This is a genomic window from Pseudomonas sp. 22526 (assembly GCF_052044735.1).
In the GTDB taxonomy this organism is placed as follows: Bacteria; Pseudomonadota; Gammaproteobacteria; order Pseudomonadales; family Pseudomonadaceae; genus Aquipseudomonas; species Aquipseudomonas piscium.
In genome coordinates this window covers 284,402-303,936 of the sequence record NZ_JBQENK010000004.1, presented here as the reverse complement: position 1 = coordinate 303,936, position 19,535 = coordinate 284,402, and the positions used below count along the sequence as shown (strand labels likewise).

The window sequence follows — 19,535 nt, the reverse complement described above, 5'->3', positions numbered from 1 at the left end:
GAAACGAATATGAGCGCAAAAGTCTGGCTGGTGGGTGCGGGCCCTGGCGATCCTGAACTGCTGACCCTCAAGGCCGTGCGGGCCCTGGGAGAAGCTGATGTGGTGCTGATCGATGACCTGGTGAATCCGGCGGTACTGGAGCACTGCCCCCGGGCACGGGTGATCGCCGTGGGTAAGCGCGGTGGCTGTCGCTCGACACCCCAGGCGTTCATTCATCGGCTGATGCTGCGTTATGCCCGTCATGGCAAGTGCGTGGTACGCCTCAAGGGCGGCGATCCGTGTATCTTCGGCCGTGGCGGTGAAGAAGCGCAGTGGCTGCAGGAACGTGGCGTCGAGGTGGAACTGGTGAACGGCATCACGGCCGGCCTGGCGGGGGCTACCCAGTGCGGGATCCCGCTGACCCTGCGCGGTGTTGCCCGTGGCGTCACCCTGCTGACGGCCCATACCCAGGACGACAGCAGCCTGAACTGGCAGGCCCTGGCGCAAAGCGGTACGACCCTGGTGATCTATATGGGAGTGGCCAAACTGGGCGAGATACGTGAACAGCTGATCGCTGGCGGCCTGGCACCACATACCCCGGTGGCCATGATCGAGAACGCGTCCCTGCCCGAGCAGCGCCTGTGCCGGAGCGATCTGCACGCCATGCAGGACGATGCCCAGGCCTTCCAGCTGAAAAGCCCGGCCATCCTGGTCGTTGGCGAGGTAGCTGCTTGCGGCGCACAACTGCCCGCCCTTTCCGAGGCGGCCCTGGCGGCAGCACTCTCGGCCTGATTCCAGGCCGTTTCAGCAAATCGCAGGCAAAGAAAAACCCGGCCTAGGCCGGGTTTTTCAAAGCTGCAAGCTACAGATTACTGAGCTTGTTGAGCTTGTGCTTCAACCTGCGCTTCTACGCGACGGTTTACAGCGCGGCCAGCTTCAGTTGCGTTGTCAGCAACTGGGCGGGACTCACCGTAACCAACGGATTGAACGCGGCTCGACTCAACACCGTACTGGCTGGTCAGAACTTGCTTAACGGCGTTTGCACGACGCTCAGACAGTTTCTGGTTGTAAGCGTCAGGACCGACGGAGTCAGTGTGACCTTCAACAACGGTGGTGGTTTGTGGGTACTGCTTCATGAAGTCAGCGAGGTTCTTGATGTCAGCGTAGCTGTTAGGCTTAACGACCGACTTGTCGAAGTCGAACTTCACGTCCAGCTCAACACGAACAACTTCAGCAACCGGAGCTTCTGGTTCTGGAGTTGGTTCTGGAACTGGAGCAGGAGCTGGAGCAACCTTGCCAGCGTTGCCGCCGAAGTTCACACCCAGACCAACCAGAGCGGAGTAGTCCCACTTGCCGTTGTCCATTGCGTAGTCGGCTTCAACGCCGGCACGAGCGAACAGGTTATCGGTGAAGTAGTACTTAACGCCGGTACCGATGATAGCCAGGGTCGACTGGTCGCGACCGCTGTGGCCGTCAGCCAGGACGTTGGTACGGCTCTGGTGACCGAAACCACCCGAAACGTATGGACGCAGGGAGTCCACGCCAGCTTGACCGAAGTGGTAGGTAGCCAGCAGGCTGCCGGTGTCACCTTTGATCTTCTGGTTGCCAGTGCCGTCGTTCGAACGGGTGTGGTTGGTTTTGTCGTAGTTCAGGTCCAACGACAGGTCATCGGTCAGGAAGTAGCCGATGCGAGCGCCTGGGTTGAAGCCGTCTTCGATGTGCTTAACGCTGTCGTTGTACTGTTTTTTGTAAAACAGTTCACCCTCGACCGCGCCTTGGCCTTGCGCCAGAACGCCGAACGAAGTCACGGCAACAATAGAACCAATGGCAATGCCCAAGGTGTTTTTCAGTTTCATCCGTTAAATCCCCATCTGGTGATTGTAAAGCAGTCCCACATACCGGGGGACAACTCGGCGGTAAGTCTATCAGAACTTACCTAGACGTAAGAGATATTTGCGCCGAACTAAGTTTCAGCAATGCCTGCAAATTTCTCACGCAATTTATCAAGCGCACGCTTGTACCGCATTTTCGTAGCACTCAAACCCATGTGCATGATGTCTGCGATCTCCTGGAACTCCAGTTCTGCGACGAATCGTAGCACCAGAATCTCCCGATCGATCGGGTTCACATGCACCAACCAGCGGTCAAGTCCGCCCTTCTCCTCAGGTTTCGGCGCCTTATCTTCAGACGCTTCCTCGAGGGGATCAAGACTTAACGCATCCATCAAGCGACGCTTGCGCCGTTCTTTCCGATACTGCGTGATGCATTCGTTGTACGTGATGCTATAGAGCCATGTCTTGAACTTCGATTTCCCCTCGAAGTTCTTGAGGCCATACAGCACCTTCAACATCACCTCCTGACAGACATCATCAGCATCACGATCGTTCCCTAAATAACGTGCACAAACGTTGAAGAGGGTTCGCTGATAGCGTCGCATCAACTCTTCATACGCACGCGTTACGTGAAACAGCTCCGTGTGCGAGCGCGCAACCAACTCCTCGTCAGAGAGCTCACGGGGGTCATAGCGCGTGGATAGCGATTGGGCTTTATTCAAAACGAGTCGGGCCGACAGTCAGGTCAATGTCCACCGCAGCCCAGGCAAGGGCATTTTGCGGCGGCATACATTAGCAGGGTTTGCCGGGTTAGCGGCTACTTACATGCTGTTCCAGCAGGATCCGATTGGAGAGAGAGACCAACTCGCCCTCATCGGTCAGCAGTGTAGTCTTAACCGTGCCGATCTCCTCGATCTGCCCTTCGACCTCGCCAATTCGCACTTGTTGCCCAACCTGATACAGCTCACGCACATAGATTCCCGCAAGAATCTGACCGGCAATATCCCGGCTTCCCAACCCCATGGCCAAGGCAACAGCCAGACCAACGGTAATCAAAACGATCACGATCACATGGTTGAGCAGGTCGGTTTTGACCTCCAACTGACTGATCGCAACGGAAATACTGATGATGATCACCAGCCCCTGGGCGATTCGCCCCAGGCCACTGGCGTAATCCAGACCGACCCCTTCGGCGGCTCCACGCACCAGCCCATTGGCCAGTTGCGCCAGCAATACCCCCACCAACAGCACCAGCGCGGCCCCGAAAACCTTCGGTACATACAGCGCCAACATGTCGAGCGTAGCCGAAACCCGCTCCAGGCCAAGGGATTCTGCAGCAGAAACCAGAAAAATCAGTAATACGAACCAATACACGATTTTACCGATCAAGGTAGAAATCGGTACCTGCAGGCCCGCACGGGACAGCAGCTTGGTCAAACCGGTACCGCCCATCAAGCGGTCCAGGCCCAGCTTGGCGAGCAATTTCGAAAGCAGGGTATCAAGCAGCTTGGCGACCACGAAGCCCAGCAGCAGCACGACCAGCGCGCCAAACAGGTTGGGAATGAAGTTCGCTACCTTGGTCCACAATGCAGTCATCGCAGTGACGAGGCTCTGAGTCCAGAGATCAAGTTCCATATTCAATCAGCCTTATCAGCAGTGCGAGCAGTAGGTTTACGACGGGAAACCGGCGAGATATGGGCCGATCCGTTATTCAGAGCAATCATCAGCGCCGGCAACCAGCGGCCGAGCAGGCTGAACAGATCCCCCGCCCCCACCTGCCGGTTGGCGGTTTTCAGTACGCGGCCCAGGCACGCATCGTCGTCCCGGGTGGACGGTGTGGCCTTGAGCATGTCACGCAACGACTGTTCAAACGGATCGTGCATACGCACCTCTCGATATGTCTGTGAAAGACGCGATCAAAATTCCTTGGGTCACATAGTTCATGATCAGACCCAGCGCAAACGTCGGAATAACCACCACTGTCCCAGCGCTACCAGCGCCATCAGCAGGCAGGCCACCAGAAACCCGTAGGGGCTGTTGGAAAGCGGAATGCCGCCCACGTTGATCCCCAGCAAGCCGGCCAGAAAACTCATCGGCAGAAAGATCCCGGTGATGACCCCGAAACGAAACATGATGCGATTCATGCGCACGCTCAGACGCCGGTCTTCGGCCTCCAGCACAAGCCCCACGCGCTCTCGGGTCAATTCGAGCTCTTCCAGGTAGCGGGTCAGACTGTTGTTCAATTCGTTCCAGTAATCGCCATCGTCATCGGCGAACCAAGGCAGCCTGATGCGGCTGAGCTGACCAAAAATATCCCGCTGCGGGGCGAGGAAACGCTTGAGTCCGGCAGCCCGTCGACGAATCTGCAAAATGTTGCTGTGCTCGGGGGTATACCGTTCGTCGGCATCCAGTTTTTCTTCCTCGGCATCGACCACTTCCGACAGTTCGCTGACCAGGTCCTGCACCTTATGGGTCAGGTACTCAGCCATATAAAGGATGAGTTCGGAGGCGGTTTTCGGTCCCTTGCCCTCGCCCAGCTGCACCAGCAGCTCATCGGTCGCGCGCAATGGCCGCAGGCGCAGAGAGATCACTCGCTGGGCCGAACCGAAGATGCGTACCGAAACCATGTCCTCCGGCTCCGCGCCGGGGTTGAGGTTGATGCCGCGCAAAAACAGCAGGAACTCGGAGTCCGGCAGCGCCAACAGGCGCGGCCGGGTGTTTTCTTCGAGCAGGAGGTCACAGCTGAACTCGCTCAGACCGCTGGATTTACGCAGCCAGGTCTGGGTTTGCGGATGACTGCGATCCCAATGCAGCCAGAGGCTCTCATGGGCTTGCAGCTGCAGGTCGTCCAGTTCAGTTCGGGCAATCGCACGCGCACCACCTTTACCGTCCAGCACCAGGGCATGTACCAGCCCCCATTGCGCGTTGTCTTCCTCGAACATCCTCATCCCTTGCTTGGTCGACTGCTTATTCAGGCATTTTCAACGGGCTTGGCGAAACGATCACGCCATTGTTGTCGGCATAGACATATTCGCCCGGACGGAACGTCACCCCGGCAAAAGTCACCACCACGTTGAGATCGCCAATGCCGCGCTTGTCGGTTTTCATCGGGTGGCTGGCCAGCGCCTGCACGCCCAGGTCGGTTTGCGCGATGACATCGACGTCACGGATGCAACCGTAGATCACCAGCCCTTCCCAACCGTTCTTGGCAGCCTTCTCGGCCAGCATGTCGCCCAGCAGCGCGCGGCGCAGGGAGCCGCCACCGTCGACCACCAGTACCTTGCCGTGGCCCTTGAGCTCGACTTGTTCCTTGACCAGCGAGTTGTCTTCGAAGCATTTGATGGTCACGATTTCGCCGCCGAAGGAGTCGCGGCCACCGAAATTGCTGAACATCGGTTCAACCACCTGTACCAGATCCGGGTAGGCGTCGCACAGGTCGGGAGTGAGGTAATGGTTCATCGAGAAACTCCTGTAATGGAAAGAACACGTCGCGGTGTCGGAATTCGCAGGGTTCATGCTGAGTGACGAGTGCTGGCGGCAAATGTTTAACGCCTTGCCTTGGCCCTCGCCCCCATGCAGCCACCACCATACGCCAATTCCAGCAGGTGCAATGGGCACGAACGGGATACCGAACCAGCGACCGAATGTGACCAAAACCACTCAATGCGTCATATCTTAGCCGCAAGCGCACCGGAACGAAATGCCCCTGTCAGAGCCCTTGAACTCAACTCGCGGCAGCCAGTTCGCTACCCGACGCCAACAACGGGCTCTGCTGATCCGTCAACCAACGCGCCACCAAAGGCCAGACTTCGGCCTGGGCGGCTTTGCTCACCAGCATCTCGACGTGGCCGAAATTGCCGCTGAACCCTTGTTCGCGCCCCAGGCAGACAAACTGCTTGTGCTCGGAACTCAACTGGTCGAACAGCTTGCGACAAGCCCAGGTCGGATCCTGATGATCCCCGGCTGCGCTCACTGCCAGTACCGGCAGCGAAACATCGGACAATCCGGCCCACCAGTCCTTCTGCCCATCCCCGAAACGTCCGAACAGCCCATACCAGCGCATGCCTTCCAGGGCCAGGCCAATGGGCTCGTCCTCGGGGCCGCGCTTGAGCCGCGAGCCGGACAACTGGGCAAAACGCTTGAGAATGAAACGACCGCCCCACTCCACCGCCGGGATTTTCAATGGCCAATAGGTGCGGCTGACCTGACAGCCGAACAGCGCCGCCGATGCCACTGCCGGCTCTCCCAGATACTGGCCGCCCAGGGCCGCCGCCAGGGTAATGCCGCCCAGGGAATGACCGATCCAGTGCGGAACCTGGCCGCTTTGTTCGCGCACGAAGGCGCCGATGGCGGGCAGATCGTATTGCGCATAGTCGGCGACGCGATTCTTGCGGTAGTCGGCATTGCGTCGCGACAGGCCGTGACCGCGCATCTCGGGGATCCATACATCGAAGCCCAGGCGCGCCAGATACGCGCCCAGGCCGATGCCCTTGGGCGAATACCAGAAACGCCGGTTGGAGAAGCTGCCGTGCAACAGGATCACCGGCACGCCACGGGATTCGGGTTCGTCCGCCATCCCCAGGCGGGTGACGGCCAGCTCGACCGTGGTGTCCGGGCTGTTACCGGGCTTCAGGCGGTAGACGTCTTCACTCAGGTCGCCTCGACGTTCGGCACTGATCAAGGCGACGGGAAATAGGTTGCTGCTGCTTTGCATAATGCTCTTGCACAAAAAAGGGCGGCATCCAGATGGAGCCCGCCCTACTTGAATCTCAAAGCACCGGCCAGCCCGAAGGCTGGCCGGTGCTTCATTCCGCTTAGACCGCACCCTGCCCCTCGGCCAGGAAGAACCAGGTTTCCAGTACGGAATCCGGGTTCAGCGAGACGCTTTCGATGCCCTGTTCCATCAGCCACTTGGCCAGGTCCGGGTGGTCGGACGGGCCCTGGCCGCAAATACCGATGTATTTGCCGGCCTTGTTGCAGGCGGCGATGGCGTTGGCCAGCAGCTTCTTGACCGCTGGATTACGCTCGTCGAACAGGTGCGCGATGATGCCCGAATCGCGGTCCAGGCCCAGGGTCAGCTGGGTCAGGTCGTTGGAACCGATGGAGAAACCGTCGAAGAACTCGAGGAACTCTTCGGCCAGGATCGCGTTGGAAGGCAGCTCGCACATCATGATCACGCGCAGGCCGTTTTCACCGCGCTTGAGACCGTTTTCGGCCAGCAGATCCACCACCTGGCTGGCTTCACCCAGGGTACGGACGAACGGCACCATGATCTCGACGTTGGTCAGGCCCATGTCGTTGCGCACGCGCTTGAGGGCGCGGCACTCGAGCTCGAAGCAGTCACGGAAGGATTCGCTGATGTAACGCGAAGCGCCGCGGAAGCCCAGCATCGGGTTTTCTTCTTCCGGCTCGTAGAGCTTGCCGCCGATCAGGTTGGCGTATTCGTTGGACTTGAAGTCCGACAGGCGCACGATGACCTTTTTCGGCCAGAACGCGGCGGCCAGGGTGCTGATGCCTTCAACCAGCTTGTCGACGTAGAAACCGACCGGCTCGTTGTAGCCGGCGATGCGCTTGTCGACGCTTTCCTTGATTTCCAGCGGCAGGCCGGCGTAGTTCAGCAGCGCCTTGGGGTGCACGCCGATCATGCGGTTGATGATGAACTCCAGGCGCGCCAGGCCGACACCGGCGTTCGGCAACTGGGCGAAGTCGAAGGCGCGGTCCGGGTTGCCGACGTTCATCATGATCTTGAACGGCAGTTCCGGCATGGCGTCGACGGAGTTTTTCTTCACGTCGAAGCCCAGCTCGCCTTCGAAGATGAAACCGGTGTCGCCTTCAGCACAGGACACGGTCACGCCCTGGCCGTCTTTCAACAGCTGGGTAGCGTTGCCGCAACCGACAACCGCTGGAATCCCCAGCTCGCGCGCGATGATCGCGGCGTGGCAGGTACGGCCGCCACGGTTGGTGACGATGGCGCTGGCGCGCTTCATCACCGGTTCCCAGTCCGGGTCGGTCATGTCGGACACCAGCACGTCGCCGGCCTGGACCTTGTCCATCTCCGACACGTCCTTGATGATCCGTACCTTACCGGCGCCGATGCGCTGGCCGATGGCGCGACCTTCCACCAGCACGGTGCCGGTTTCCTTCAACAGGTAACGTTCCATGACGTTGGCCTGGGTACGGCTCTTCACGGTTTCCGGACGGGCCTGGACGATGTACAGCTTGCCGTCGTCGCCGTCTTTGGCCCACTCGATGTCCATCGGGCACTTGTAGTGCTTCTCGATGATCATCGCCTGCTTGGCCAGCTCGCTGACTTCCGCGTCGGTCAGGCAGAAACGCGCGCGATCGGCCTTGTCGACGTCGACGGTCTTGACCGAGCGACCGGCCTTGGCTTCGTCACCGTAGATCATCTTGATCGCCTTGCTGCCCAGGTTGCGGCGCAGGATGGCCGGGCGACCGGCTTGCAGGGTGCCCTTGTGGACGTAGAACTCGTCCGGGTTCACCGCACCTTGAACGACGGTTTCACCCAGGCCGTAGGCGCCGGTGATGAACACCACGTCACGGAAACCCGACTCGGTGTCGAGGGTGAACATCACGCCGGCGGTACCGGTTTCCGAACGCACCATGCGCTGCACGCCGGCAGACAGGGCGACCAGCTTGTGGTCGAAGCCCTGGTGCACGCGGTAGGAAATGGCGCGGTCGTTGAACAGGGAAGCGAAGACTTCCTTGGCGGCGCGAATGACGTTCTCGACGCCACGGATATTGAGGAAGGTTTCCTGCTGGCCGGCGAAGGAAGCGTCCGGCAGGTCTTCGGCGGTGGCCGAGGAGCGCACGGCCACGGCCATGTCAGGGTTGCCCGCGGACAGCTTGGCGAACGCGGTGCGGATTTCGCTATTCAGTTGCTCGGGGAACTCGGCTTCCATGATCCATTGACGGATCTGGGCACCGGTCTTGGCCAGGGCATTCACGTCATCGACGTCCAGGGCGTCGAGCGCGGCGTGGATCTGGTCGTTAAGACCGCTCAATTCGAGAAAATCACGATAGGCCTGAGCCGTCGTGGCAAAGCCTCCAGGGACCGATACACCGGCGCCTGCAAGGTTACTGATCATCTCGCCCAGGGATGCGTTCTTGCCCCCCACATGCTCTACATCATGGACGCCGAGCTTATCGAGGGAAACTACGTACTCTACCAAGGTGATCTCTCCACTAACTGTGTTGGAAAAGCTCAGAAGCCGGCTGCTCGGGGGAGCGCTTGCCAGCTGTATGGCCTGGACCTGGAAAATAAGTGAGAATGCGGGCCATTGGAGGCCGGCAAATCGCGCCTATCATATCCAAGATTCGTCACTAGCTTAAGGCCCAAGGTGCAAATGAAACGATCTGCTTTCTTTATCTCCGACGGTACCGGCATCACCGCTGAAACCCTCGGCCAGAGCCTCCTGGCGCAGTTCGAAAACATTACCTTCAGCAAAATCACGCGGCCGTACATCGACAGCGTAGATAAAGCGCGGGCCATGGTACAACAAATCAACATCGCCGCCGAAAAGGACGGATTTCGCCCGATTATCTTCGACACCATCGTCAATCAGGACATCCGTGAGATCCTCGCGACGTCCAATGGTTTCATGATCGACATCTTCTCGACCTTCCTCGCCCCCCTGGAGCTGGAGTTGAGCGAGCACTCGTCGTACTCGGTCGGCAAGTCCCACTCCATTGGCGGCAACTCCAACTATATGGAGCGGATCGAGGCGGTGAACTTCGCCCTCGACAACGACGACGGCGCCCGTACCCACTACTACGACAAGGCCGACCTGATCCTGGTCGGCGTGTCGCGCTGCGGCAAGACCCCGACCTGCCTGTACATGGCCATGCAGTTCGGCATCCGCGCCGCCAACTACCCGCTGACCGAAGACGACATGGAACGCCTGCAGCTGCCGACCGCCCTGCGCGCCCACCAGCACAAGCTGTTCGGCCTGACCATCGACCCCGACCGGCTCACCGCCATCCGCAACGAGCGCAAGCCCAACAGCCGTTATTCGAGCTATGCCCAGTGCGAGTTCGAAGTGCGCGAGGTGGAAAACCTGTTCCGCCGCGAGAACATTCCGCACATCAACTCCACCCATTTCTCGGTGGAAGAGATCTCGGCGAAGATCCTGGTGGAAAAAGGCGTCGAGCGGCGCTTCAAGTAGCGTTATCTGACCAATAGAAGGCTATCGCGAGCAAGCTCGCCCCTACAGGTTTACAAGATCTTGTAGGAGCGAGCTTGTCGCGATCGGACCAAGGGTTCGCCCTGCCCTCAGATCACCAACAGATCCACGAACCGGTGCACCGCCGTAGCTTCCAACTGCGCCTGGTCCTTGCACAGAGCAAAGATCTGCGCCGAACGCTGGGCGGTGAAGCGGGTGGCCAGATTGGCCTTGAACTTGTCTTCCAGCAGCGGAATGCCTTCGGCACGGCGCCGGCGATGGCCGATCGGGTATTCCACCACCACCTGCTCGGTGCTCGAGCCATCCTTGAAGAACACTTGTAGCGCATTGGCGATGGAGCGCTTGTCGGCCTCCAGATACTCGCGGGTGTAGCGCGGCTCCTCGACGACCTGCATCTTCTCGCGCAACTGATCGATGATCGGATGGGCGGCATGGAAGTCGTCTTCATAGTGCTCCGCCACCAGGTTGCCGAACGCCAGCGGCACGGCGGTCATGTACTGGATGCAGTGGTCGCGGTCGGCGGCGTTGGCTAGCGGGCCGACCTTGGAAATGATGCGGATCGCCGACTCATGGGTGGTGATGACGATCCTGTCGATCTGGTCCAGGCGATCCTTGACCTGTGGATGCAGGGTCACCGCAGCCTCGCAGGCGGTCTGCGCATGGAATTCGGCCGGGAAGCTGATCTTGAACAGCACGTTTTCCATCACATAGCTGCCGTACTGCTGCGACAGGCTGAAGCGGCGCTTGTCTTCGGGCTTGAGCGCCAGGTCCTTGTTGGTGTGGCTGAACAGCACGTCGTAGAAGCCCCACTGCGGCGCGCTCAGCACTCCCGGAATGCCCATCTCGCCGCGCAGGGCGATATCCGCCAGGCGCACGCCACGACTGGAGGCATCCCCTGCCGCCCAGGACTTGCGCGAACCGGCGTTCGGCGCATGCCGGTAGGTGCGCAGCGCCTGGCCATCGACAAAGGCATGAGACAGTGCCGCCAGCAGCTGTTCGCGGCTGGCCCCCATCAGCTTGGCGCAGACCGCGGTCGAGGCGACTTTCACCAGTAGCACATGATCGAGGCCAACCCGGTTGAAGGAGTTCTCCAGGGCAATCACCCCCTGGATCTCATGAGCCATGATCATGGCCTCGAGCACCGCGCGCATGGTCAGCGGCGCCTCGCCATTGGCCACACGCTTTTGCGACAAGTGATCGGCCACGGCGAGGATGCCGCCGAGGTTGTCGGAAGGATGGCCCCACTCGGCGGCGAGCCAGGTGTCGTTGTAATCCAGCCAACGGACGATGCAGCCGATATCCCAGGCCGCCTTGACCGGGTCCAGGCGGAAGCTGGTGCCCGGCACTCGCGCGCCAAAGGGTACGACCGTGCCCTCGACCATGGGCCCCAGGTGCTTGGTGCATTCGGGAAAGCGCAGGGCCAGCAGGCCGCAGCCGAGGGTGTCCATCAGGCAGTTGCGGGCGGTATCCAGAGCCTCGCGGGACTCGATCCGGTAGCTCAGAACGTAGTCGGCGATGTCCTGCAGGACCTGGTCGTAATCGGGGCGTTCGTTCAGATCAACGTTGGCGCTCATGGGCAGTTCACTCCATCAAGGGTTAGGTGTGCGTTGCATCCTCAAGGTCAGGCTGATCGAGTTGTTTTTATTCACCCCATTGTAGGAGCGAGCTTGCTCGCGATGACGGAAGGACTGTCGACATCGCTGTCGAGCCTGGCATCGCTATCGCGAGCAAGCTCGCTCCTACAGGGGTTGTTTATGATTTAGAAAGCATCGCCGGGCACACGCACCCAGCCTTCCATCAGCACTCGTGCGCTGCGGCTCATGATGGCCTTGGTCACGCTCCATTCGCCGTTGTCCTGCACGGCTTCGGCGCCGACGCGCAAGGTCCCCGACGGGTGGCCGAAACGCACCGCGCTGCGCTCACCGCCACCGGCCGCCAGGTTGACCAGGGTCCCGGGGATCGCCGCCGCCGTGCCGATGGCCACCGCGGCGGTGCCCATCATCGCGTGGTGCAGCTTGCCCATGGACAGCGCGCGCACCAGCAGATCGACATCGGCAACCTTCACCGTCTTGCCGCTGGAAGCCTGGTAGTCCGCAGGCGGCGCGACAAAAGCGACCTTGGGCGTGTGCTGACGCTTGGCCGCTTCGTCCAGGTGCTGGATCAGCCCCATGCGCAGCGCGCCGTGGGCGCGGATGGTCTCGAACATCGCCAGCGCCTTGGGGTCGCCGTTGATATCGCCCTGCAGCTCAGTACCGCTGTAGCCGATGTCGCGGGCGTTGATGAAGATGGTCGGGATCCCGGCATTGATCATGGTGGCCTTGAAGGTCCCGACGCCCGGCATCTCCAGGTCGTCCACCAGGTTACCGGTGGGGAACATCGAACCACCGGCGCCCTCTTCTTCGGCCGCCGGATCCATGAACTCCAGTTGCACCTCGGCCGCCGGGAAGGTCACGCCATCCAGTTCGAAATCGCCGGTTTCCTGCACTGCGCCGCTGGTCATCGGCACATGGGCGATGATGGTCTTGCCGATATTGGCCTGCCAGATGCGCACCACGGCCACGCCATTCTGCGGGATGCGCCCGGCGTCCACCAGGCCGCTGCTGATGGCGAAGGAACCGACCGCCGCCGACAGGTTGCCGCAGTTGCCGCTCCAGTCGACGAAAGGCTTGTCGATGGACACCTGGCCGAACAGGTAATCCACGTCGTGACCGGGCTTGATGCTTTTCGACAGGATCACCGTCTTGCTGGTGCTGGACGTCGCGCCGCCCATGCCATCGATCTGCTTGTCGTATGGGTCGGGGCTGCCGATCACCCGCAACAGCAAGGCATCGCGGGCCGCGCCCGGCAGCTGCGCCGCCTCAGGCAGGTCTTGCAGGCTGAAGAACACGCCCTTGCTGGTGCCGCCACGCATGTAGGTGGCGGGAATCTTGATTTGCGCTACGAAAGCCATGAATTTCGGTCCTGATAAAGACCGAGGGCGGCGCCTTGCGGCCCGCCCCCGGTACGTCACTTAACTGGCCACAGCCGATTCGAGGAAGTCCTGGGCAAAGCGCTGCAACACGCCGCCCGCTTCGTAGATCGACACCTCTTCGGCGGTGTCGAGGCGGCAGGTCACCGGCACCTCGATGCGCTCGCCGTTCTTGCGCTGGATCACCAGGGTCAAGGTGGCGCGCGGCTTGCGCTCGCCCACCACATCGAAGGTTTCGGTGCCGTCGATGCCCAGGGTCTTGCGGTCGGTGCCCGGCTTGAACTCCAGCGGCAGCACGCCCATGCCCACCAGGTTGGTGCGGTGGATGCGCTCGAAGCCTTCGGCGGCGATGGCTTCCACCCCAGCCAGGCGCACTCCCTTGGCCGCCCAGTCACGGGACGAACCCTGGCCGTAGTCGGCGCCGGCGATGATGATCAGCGGCTGCTTGCGCTGCATATAGGTCTCGATGGCTTCCCACATCCGGGTGACCTGGCCTTCCGGCTCGATCCGCGCCAGCGAACCCTGCTTGACCTTGCCGCCTTCCTGGACCATTTCGTTGAACAGTTTCGGGTTGGCGAAGGTCGCGCGCTGGGCGGTCAGGTGGTCGCCGCGGTGGGTCGCGTAGGAGTTGAAGTCCTCTTCCGGCAGGCCCATTTTCGCCAGGTACTCGCCGGCTGCGCTGTCGAGCATGATGGCGTTGGACGGCGACAGGTGATCGGTGGTGATGTTGTCCGGCAGCACCGCCAGCGGGCGCATGCCAGTCAGGCTGCGCGCGCCGGCCAGGGCGCCTTCCCAGTACGGCGGACGACGGATGTAGGTGCTCATCTCGCGCCAGTCGTACAGCGGCTCGACCTTGGGCCCGGTGTCTTCGTGAATGGCGAACATCGGGATGTACACCTTGCGGAACTGCTCCGGTTTCACCGAAGCCTTGACCACCACGTCGATCTCTTCGTCGCTCGGCCAGATGTCCTTGAGGCGGATTTCCTTGCCGTTGGCATCCAGGCCCAGTACGTCCTTCTCGATGTCGAAGCGGATGGTCCCGGCAATCGCGTAAGCCACCACCAGCGGCGGCGAAGCGAGGAACGCCTGCTTGGCATAGGGATGGATGCGTCCGTCGAAGTTGCGGTTGCCCGACAGCACCGCGGTGGCGTACAGGTCGCGGTCGATGATCTCTTTCTGGATCACCGGGTCCAGCGCGCCGGACATGCCGTTGCAGGTGGTGCAGGCAAAGGCCACGACGCCAAAGCCCAATTGCTCCAGTTCGTGGGTCAGGCCCGCTTCGTCCAGGTACATGGCCACGGTCTTGGAGCCCGGCGCCAGCGACGACTTGACCCAGGGTTTGCGGGTCAGGCCGAGCTTGTTGGCATTGCGCGCCAGCAGGCCGGCAGCGATCACGTTGCGCGGGTTGCTGGTGTTGGTGCAGCTGGTGATGGCCGCGATGATCACCGCGCCATCGGGCATTTTCCCCGGCACCTCCTGCCACTGGCCGGCGATGCCCTTGGCTGCCAGGTCGCTGGTCGCCACCCGGGCGTGGGGATTGCTCGGGCCCGCCATGTTGCGTACCACCGAGGACAGATCGAACTGCAAGCCACGCTCGTACTGCGCGTTTTTCAGGCTGTCGGCCCACAGGCCGGCCTGCTTGGCATAGGTCTCGACCAGTTGCACTTGCTCGTCTTCACGGCCGGTGAGCTTGAGGTAGTCGATGGTCTGCTGGTCGATGTAGAACATCGCCGCGGTGGCACCGTATTCCGGGGCCATGTTGGAGATGGTCGCGCGGTCGCCCAGGGTCAGCGCCGCGGCGCCTGCGCCGAAGAACTCAAGGTAAGCGCCCACCACCTTCTGCTTGCGCAGGAACTCGGTCAGCGCCAGCACCATATCGGTGGCGGTGATGCCCGGTTGCAGCTTGCCGGTCAGCTCGACGCCGACGATTTCCGGCAGGCGCATCCAGGACGCCCGGCCGAGCATCACGCTTTCGGCTTCCAGGCCGCCGACGCCGATGGCGATCACGCCCAGGGCATCCACGTGCGGGGTGTGGCTGTCGGTGCCGACGCAGGTATCGGGAAAGGCCACGCCATCGCGCGCCTGGATCACCGGGGACATTTTCTCCAGGTTGATCTGGTGCATGATGCCGTTGCCCGGCGGGATCACGTCGACGTTCTTGAAGGCCTTCTTGGTCCAGTTGATGAAGTGGAAACGGTCTTCGTTGCGCCGGTCTTCCACCGCGCGGTTCTTGGCGAACGCATCCGGGTCGAAGCCGCCGCACTCCACCGCCAGCGAGTGGTCGACGATCAACTGGGTCGGCACCACCGGGTTGACCTGGGCCGGGTCGCCGCCCTGGTCGGCGATGGCGTCGCGCAGGCCGGCCAGGTCCACCAGGGCGGTCTGGCCGAGAATGTCGTGGCACACCACGCGGGCTGGAAACCAGGGGAAGTCGAGGTCGCGCTTGCGCTCGATCAGTTGCTTCAGGGAAGCGGTCAGGGTCGCCGGATCGCAACGACGCACCAGGTTTTCCGCGAGTACGCGCGAGGTGTACGGCAGGCTGTCGTAGGCGCCGGGCTGGATCGCCTCGACGGCCGCGCGGGTGTCGAAGTAGTCCAGTCGGGTACCGGGTAAGGGTTTACGAAATGCTGTGTTCATCGTCAGGACTCGGTCACGGTAATGGCAAAAGGTGGTGCTGCTGAAACCGCTCCCTGTAGGAGCGAAGCTTGCTCGCGATAGCGGTTTGACGGTCGACACCAATGTTGAATGTCAGTCCGTCTTCGCGGGCAAGCCTCGCTCCTACAGGGCTCTGGGTTTATCCAGGGCGTTCAGGCAGCCACCATTCAGCGACGTTCGATTGGCACGAACTTGCGCTGTTCGACGCCGACGTACTCGGCGCTTGGACGGATGATGCGGTTGTTGGCGCGCTGTTCGAACACGTGGGCCGCCCAGCCGGTCAGGCGCGAGCAAACGAAGATCGGGGTGAACAGCTTGGTCGGGATGCCCATGAAGTGGTACGCCGAGGCATGGTAGAAGTCGGCGTTGGGGAACAGCTTCTTCTGCTCCCACATAGTCTTGTCGATAGCTTCGGAAACCGGGAACAGCACCTTGTCGCCCACTTCATCGGCGAGTTTTTTCGACCAGCCCTTGATCACCTCGTTGCGCGGGTCGTTGTCTTTGTAGATCGCATGGCCGAAGCCCATGATCTTGTCCTTGCGCTCGAGCATGCCGAGGGTGCCCTTGATCGCCTCCTCCGGCGAAGCGAAGCGCTCGATCATCTCCATCGCCGCCTCGTTGGCGCCGCCGTGCAGCGGGCCGCGCAGCGAACCGATGGCCGCGGTGACGCAGGAGAACAGGTCGGACAGGGTCGAAGCACAGACCCGGGCAGTGAAGGTCGAGGCGTTGAACTCGTGCTCGGCGTAGAGGATCAGCGACACGTTCATCACCTTGACGTGCAGCTCGCTCGGTTTCTTGTCGTGCAGCAGGTGCAGGAAGTGGCTACCGATGCACGGCTCGTCGGTCACGCAATCGATGCGCTTGCCGTCGTGGCTGAAGCGGTACCAGTAGCACATGATCGCCGGGAACGCCGCCAGCAGGCGGTCGGTGACGTCACGCTGCTGGGAGAAATCCTGTTCCGGCTCGATATTGCCGAGGAACGAGCAGCCGGTGCGCATCACATCCATCGGATGGGCGTCGGCCGGAATGCGCTCCAGCACTTCTTTCAGCGCCTGCGGCAGGTCGCGCAGCTTGCTCAGTTTCTGAGCGTAGGCGTCCAGCTGCGCCTGGGTCGGCAGCTCGCCGTACAGCAGCAGGTAGGCCACTTCTTCGAACTGGGCGTCGGCCGCCAGTTCGCGCACGTCGTAACCCCGGTAGGTCAGCCCGGCACCGGCCTGGCCCACGGTCGACAAGGCAGTCTGTCCGGCCACCTGGCCACGCAGGCCAGCGCCACTCAATACTTTTGCTTCGGCCATTGCTCTCTCCAATCTTGAATTTGTTAGGGAATCGGCAACTTCATGGGTCGGGACTCAGCCCGACCCTGTAGGAGCGAGCTTGCTCGCGATGTTGATTGGCACACCCCGGTGTATCTGGGGCTGCGCGTTATCGTTGACGTCCATCGCGGGCAAGCCTCGCTCCTACAAGGGTTGGTTCAGCTTTTCTTCTGGGCGAACAGCGCATCGAGCTTCTGCTCGAAGGTGTGGTAGTCGATGCGGTCGTACAGCTCCATGCGGGTCTGCATGGTGTCGATCACGTTCTGCTGGGTGCCGTCGCGACGGATCGCGGTGTAGACGTTTTCCGCCGCCTTGTTCATGGCGCGGAACGCCGACAGCGGGTAGAGCACCAGGGAAACATCCACGGATTTCAGTTGTTCGGTGGTGTACAGCGGCGTGGCGCCGAACTCGGTGATGTTGGCCAGGATCGGCGCTTTCACCCGGCTGGCGAAGATCTTGTACATCTCCAGCTCAGTGATGGCTTCCGGGAACACCATGTCGGCGCCGGCCTCGATGCAGGCGGCGGCACGGTCCAGGGCCGACTCCAGCCCCTCCACCGCCAGGGCGTCGGTACGGGCCATGATCACGAAGCTGTCGTCGGTGCGAGCATCCACCGCGGCCTTGATGCGGTCGACCATTTCCTGCTGGGAGACGATTTCTTTGTTCGGACGGTGGCCGCAGCGCTTGGCGCCGACCTGGTCCTCGATGTGAATCGCCGCCGCGCCGAACTTGATCATCGACTTGACGGTGCGCGCCACGTTGAACGCCGACGAACCGAAACCGGTGTCCACGTCCACCAACAGCGGCAGGTCGCAGACGTCGGTGATGCGTCGCACGTCGGTCAGCACGTCGTCGAGCCCGGTGATGCCCAGGTCCGGCACGCCGAGGGAGCCGGCCGCCACCCCGCCGCCGGACAGGTAGATCGCCTTGAACCCGGCGCGCTTGGCCAGCAGCGCATGGTTGGCATTGATGGCGCCGACCACCTGCAAGGGTCGTTCGCTGGCGACCGCATCGCGGAAGCGCTGGCCTGGAGTGCTCTTGTTGTTGGAACTCATGACTCACCTCGTGGAGTGGCTGTCTGCTTGGCGCCGTCCTGGTAATGACGGGCAATGTTGCGTTTGGAAGCGCCGATGTGACGGCGCATCAACAACTCGGCCAGTTCGCCGTCGCGATCGGCAATGGCATCGAGAATCCGGTGGTGCTCGGCGAACGCCTGGTGCGGGCGATTGGGTGTGGCGGAAAACTGGATGCGGTACATGCGCACCAGTTGGTACAGCTCGCCGCAGAGCATCTGCGTGAGGGTACGGTTGCCGGCGCCCTGGATGATCCGGTAGTGGAAGTCGAAATCACCTTCCTGCTGGTAGTAGCCGACGCCGGCCTGGAACGCCGCATCGCGCTCGTGGGTATCGAGGACCCGGCGCAGCTCGTCGATTTCCTCGTTGGTCATGCGCTCGGCGGCCAGGCGGCAGGCCATGCCTTCCAGGGACTCGCGGATTTCGTAGAGTTCGATCAGCTCGGCATGGCTCAGGGACACCACCCGCGCCCCGACATGGGGCACCCGCACCAGCAGGCGCTGGCCTTCCAGGCGGTGGATCGCCTCGCGCAGCGGGCCGCGGCTGATGCCGTAGGTGCGCGCCAGTTCCGGCTCGGAAATCTTGCTGCCCGGGGCGATCTCGCCCTTGACGATGGCCGCCTGAATGCGCCGGAAGACGTTTTCGGACAAGGTTTCCGAATCGTCCTGAGTCACGACGGGGGGATCGAGCTGATCCAGCATATTGTCGACACCTTGAAAATCAATGCGACAAAAACTAGCCAATACGGCTCATGCAGTCAAAGGAAAAATAGATATTGTCGACAATCGTCTAATAACCCTTTGCACCAAACCGGTACAAAAGCCCCGCCCCGCCGCTGGCGCCATAAAACCAGCATGCTAGAATGCCGCCCGCATTTGCCTGTCATATTAATAAGGCAGCACACGAGGGAGCTTGCGCAGCAATGCCAGTCGCCTTGAACTGAAGAACCCATGCAACGCACCAGGATCTATGAGACTCAAGGCCTTCTCCATACTGCTCTGCCTGCTCGCCCTGCCGGGCCTGAGTGCCGCCGCCGGCAAGACCGTTTACGGCCTCAATGAATACGCCAGACTGTCCGGGATCGACCTGGAAGTCGCCGCCAAGCTCGACACTGGCGCCAAGACCGCCTCCCTCAGCGCCCGCGATATCAAGCGCTTCAAGCGCAATGGCGAATCCTGGGTACGCTTCTACCTGGCCATCGACGCCGCCCATTCCCACCCCATCGAGCGTCCGCTGGCCCGCGTCAGCAAGATCAAGCGCCGTGCCGGCGACTACGACCCCGATGAGGAAAACAACAAGAAGTACACCGCGCGCCCGGTCATCGAACTGGATATCTGCATGGGCGGAGCCCTGCGCAGCATAGAAGTGAACTTGACCGACCGCAGTGCATTCCAATACCCGCTCTTGATCGGCTCCGAAGCACTCAAGCGCTTCGATGCACTGGTCGACCCCAGTCTTAAATACGCTGCTGGCAAACCTGCCTGCGCCACCGACGCTCATACCGCAGAGTAATT

17 protein-coding genes are annotated in these 19,535 nt (G+C 61.5%); 3 read left to right on the top strand and 14 right to left on the bottom strand.

The genetic code is table 11. The features are described 5' to 3' along the window. Window positions 1-9: 9 nt before the first annotated feature. Window positions 10-771, top strand: coding sequence for a uroporphyrinogen-III C-methyltransferase (cobA, locus tag ACTJKT_RS08335; RefSeq protein ID WP_440786753.1), 762 nt, complete (start codon window positions 10-12; stop codon window positions 769-771). A 77-nt stretch (window positions 772-848) separates the two neighbouring features. Here the strand turns inward: cobA and ACTJKT_RS08330 are convergent, their stop codons facing one another. The 8 genes from ACTJKT_RS08330 to ppsA form a co-directional block, all read right to left on the bottom strand. Next, window positions 849-1,835: an OmpA family protein gene (locus ACTJKT_RS08330; protein WP_007927525.1), complete on the bottom strand. Its 987-nt coding sequence runs from the start codon at window positions 1,833-1,835 to the stop codon at window positions 849-851. Window positions 1,836-1,942: 107 nt separating this feature from the next. Next, window positions 1,943-2,533, bottom strand: coding sequence for an RNA polymerase sigma factor SigX (sigX, locus tag ACTJKT_RS08325; RefSeq protein WP_009042922.1), 591 nt, complete (start codon window positions 2,531-2,533; stop codon window positions 1,943-1,945). Between the two features lie 88 nt (window positions 2,534-2,621). Continuing rightward, complete coding sequence (locus ACTJKT_RS08320) at window positions 2,622-3,446, bottom strand: mechanosensitive ion channel family protein (protein ID WP_025804281.1); 825 nt, start codon at window positions 3,444-3,446, stop codon at window positions 2,622-2,624. Window positions 3,447-3,448: 2 nt separating this feature from the next. Further along, the gene (locus tag ACTJKT_RS08315) at window positions 3,449-3,694 is read right to left on the bottom strand and encodes a hypothetical protein (RefSeq protein ID WP_007927518.1); all 246 of its coding nucleotides are present in this window, start codon (window positions 3,692-3,694) and stop codon (window positions 3,449-3,451) included. A gap of 63 nt (window positions 3,695-3,757) precedes the next feature. Beyond that, window positions 3,758-4,753 carry a zinc transporter ZntB gene (locus ACTJKT_RS08310; RefSeq protein WP_440786752.1) on the bottom strand — a complete coding sequence of 332 codons (996 nt, stop codon included), beginning with the start codon at window positions 4,751-4,753 and terminating at the stop codon, window positions 3,758-3,760. Between the two features lie 25 nt (window positions 4,754-4,778). Next, on the bottom strand, window positions 4,779-5,270 hold the full coding sequence (rraA, locus tag ACTJKT_RS08305) for a ribonuclease E activity regulator RraA (RefSeq protein ID WP_007927511.1): 492 nt from the start codon (window positions 5,268-5,270) through the stop codon (window positions 4,779-4,781). 265 nt (window positions 5,271-5,535) lie between these two features. After that, the gene (locus tag ACTJKT_RS08300; protein WP_440786751.1) at window positions 5,536-6,525 is read right to left on the bottom strand and encodes an alpha/beta fold hydrolase; all 990 of its coding nucleotides are present in this window, start codon (window positions 6,523-6,525) and stop codon (window positions 5,536-5,538) included. Between the two features lie 100 nt (window positions 6,526-6,625). Then, window positions 6,626-9,001, bottom strand: a complete 2,376-nt coding sequence (gene ppsA, locus ACTJKT_RS08295) for a phosphoenolpyruvate synthase (RefSeq protein ID WP_440786750.1) — start codon at window positions 8,999-9,001, stop codon at window positions 6,626-6,628. Window positions 9,002-9,175: 174 nt separating this feature from the next. On the opposite strand from ppsA, the gene ppsR reads away from it, so the two are divergent. Next, entirely contained in the window at window positions 9,176-9,994 is an 819-nt protein-coding gene (gene ppsR, locus ACTJKT_RS08290) for a posphoenolpyruvate synthetase regulatory kinase/phosphorylase PpsR (protein WP_007927505.1), read from the top strand. A gap of 107 nt (window positions 9,995-10,101) precedes the next feature. Here ppsR and prpD read toward each other — a convergent pair whose 3' ends face one another. From prpD to ACTJKT_RS08260, 6 genes are all read right to left on the bottom strand, one after another. Continuing rightward, a complete protein-coding gene (gene prpD / locus ACTJKT_RS08285) occupies window positions 10,102-11,586 on the bottom strand; it encodes a 2-methylcitrate dehydratase (protein WP_440786749.1) in 1,485 nt (494 codons plus the stop codon). A gap of 185 nt (window positions 11,587-11,771) precedes the next feature. Beyond that, window positions 11,772-12,962 (bottom strand): 2-methylaconitate cis-trans isomerase PrpF, encoded by a 1,191-nt coding sequence (gene prpF / locus ACTJKT_RS08280; RefSeq protein WP_440786748.1) that lies wholly within the window; start codon window positions 12,960-12,962, stop codon window positions 11,772-11,774. Between the two features lie 60 nt (window positions 12,963-13,022). Further along, on the bottom strand, window positions 13,023-15,617 hold the full coding sequence (gene acnD / locus ACTJKT_RS08275; protein WP_440786747.1) for a Fe/S-dependent 2-methylisocitrate dehydratase AcnD: 2,595 nt from the start codon (window positions 15,615-15,617) through the stop codon (window positions 13,023-13,025). Between the two features lie 185 nt (window positions 15,618-15,802). Continuing rightward, on the bottom strand, window positions 15,803-16,930 hold the full coding sequence (gene prpC / locus ACTJKT_RS08270) for a bifunctional 2-methylcitrate synthase/citrate synthase (protein ID WP_307950405.1): 1,128 nt from the start codon (window positions 16,928-16,930) through the stop codon (window positions 15,803-15,805). A gap of 176 nt (window positions 16,931-17,106) precedes the next feature. After that, on the bottom strand, window positions 17,107-18,003 hold the full coding sequence (prpB, locus tag ACTJKT_RS08265; RefSeq protein ID WP_007930643.1) for a methylisocitrate lyase: 897 nt from the start codon (window positions 18,001-18,003) through the stop codon (window positions 17,107-17,109). Continuing rightward, entirely contained in the window at window positions 18,000-18,722 is a 723-nt protein-coding gene (locus tag ACTJKT_RS08260) for a GntR family transcriptional regulator (RefSeq protein ID WP_124310702.1), read from the bottom strand. Before ACTJKT_RS08260 ends, prpB begins: the two co-directional genes overlap by 4 nt. 268 nt (window positions 18,723-18,990) lie before the next feature. On the opposite strand from ACTJKT_RS08260, the gene rloA reads away from it, so the two are divergent. Next, window positions 18,991-19,533, top strand: a complete 543-nt coding sequence (gene rloA / locus ACTJKT_RS08255; protein ID WP_226304962.1) for a retropepsin-like aspartic peptidase RloA — start codon at window positions 18,991-18,993, stop codon at window positions 19,531-19,533. Window positions 19,534-19,535: the final 2 nt, after the last annotated feature.

Excerpts from the sequence above, each read along its gene's own strand:
- prpC (WP_307950405.1), bottom strand. The coding sequence starts at position 16,930 with ATGGCCGAAGCAAAAGTATTGAGTGGCGCTGGCCTGCGTGGCCAGGTG.
- rloA (WP_226304962.1), top strand. The coding sequence starts at position 18,991 with ATGAGACTCAAGGCCTTCTCCATACTGCTCTGCCTGCTCGCCCTGCCG.
- acnD (WP_440786747.1), bottom strand. The coding sequence starts at position 15,617 with ATGAACACAGCATTTCGTAAACCCTTACCCGGTACCCGACTGGACTAC.
- prpD (WP_440786749.1), bottom strand. The coding sequence starts at position 11,586 with ATGAGCGCCAACGTTGATCTGAACGAACGCCCCGATTACGACCAGGTC.
- prpB (WP_007930643.1), bottom strand. The coding sequence starts at position 18,003 with ATGAGTTCCAACAACAAGAGCACTCCAGGCCAGCGCTTCCGCGATGCG.
- ACTJKT_RS08320 (WP_025804281.1), bottom strand. The coding sequence starts at position 3,446 with ATGGAACTTGATCTCTGGACTCAGAGCCTCGTCACTGCGATGACTGCA.
- prpF (WP_440786748.1), bottom strand. The coding sequence starts at position 12,962 with ATGGCTTTCGTAGCGCAAATCAAGATTCCCGCCACCTACATGCGTGGC.
- ppsR (WP_007927505.1), top strand. The coding sequence starts at position 9,176 with ATGAAACGATCTGCTTTCTTTATCTCCGACGGTACCGGCATCACCGCT.
- cobA (WP_440786753.1), top strand. The coding sequence starts at position 10 with ATGAGCGCAAAAGTCTGGCTGGTGGGTGCGGGCCCTGGCGATCCTGAA.
- ACTJKT_RS08310 (WP_440786752.1), bottom strand. The coding sequence starts at position 4,753 with ATGTTCGAGGAAGACAACGCGCAATGGGGGCTGGTACATGCCCTGGTG.
- ACTJKT_RS08300 (WP_440786751.1), bottom strand. The coding sequence starts at position 6,525 with ATGCAAAGCAGCAGCAACCTATTTCCCGTCGCCTTGATCAGTGCCGAA.
- rraA (WP_007927511.1), bottom strand. The coding sequence starts at position 5,270 with ATGAACCATTACCTCACTCCCGACCTGTGCGACGCCTACCCGGATCTG.
- ACTJKT_RS08315 (WP_007927518.1), bottom strand. The coding sequence starts at position 3,694 with ATGCACGATCCGTTTGAACAGTCGTTGCGTGACATGCTCAAGGCCACA.
- ACTJKT_RS08260 (WP_124310702.1), bottom strand. The coding sequence starts at position 18,722 with ATGCTGGATCAGCTCGATCCCCCCGTCGTGACTCAGGACGATTCGGAA.
- ACTJKT_RS08330 (WP_007927525.1), bottom strand. The coding sequence starts at position 1,835 with ATGAAACTGAAAAACACCTTGGGCATTGCCATTGGTTCTATTGTTGCC.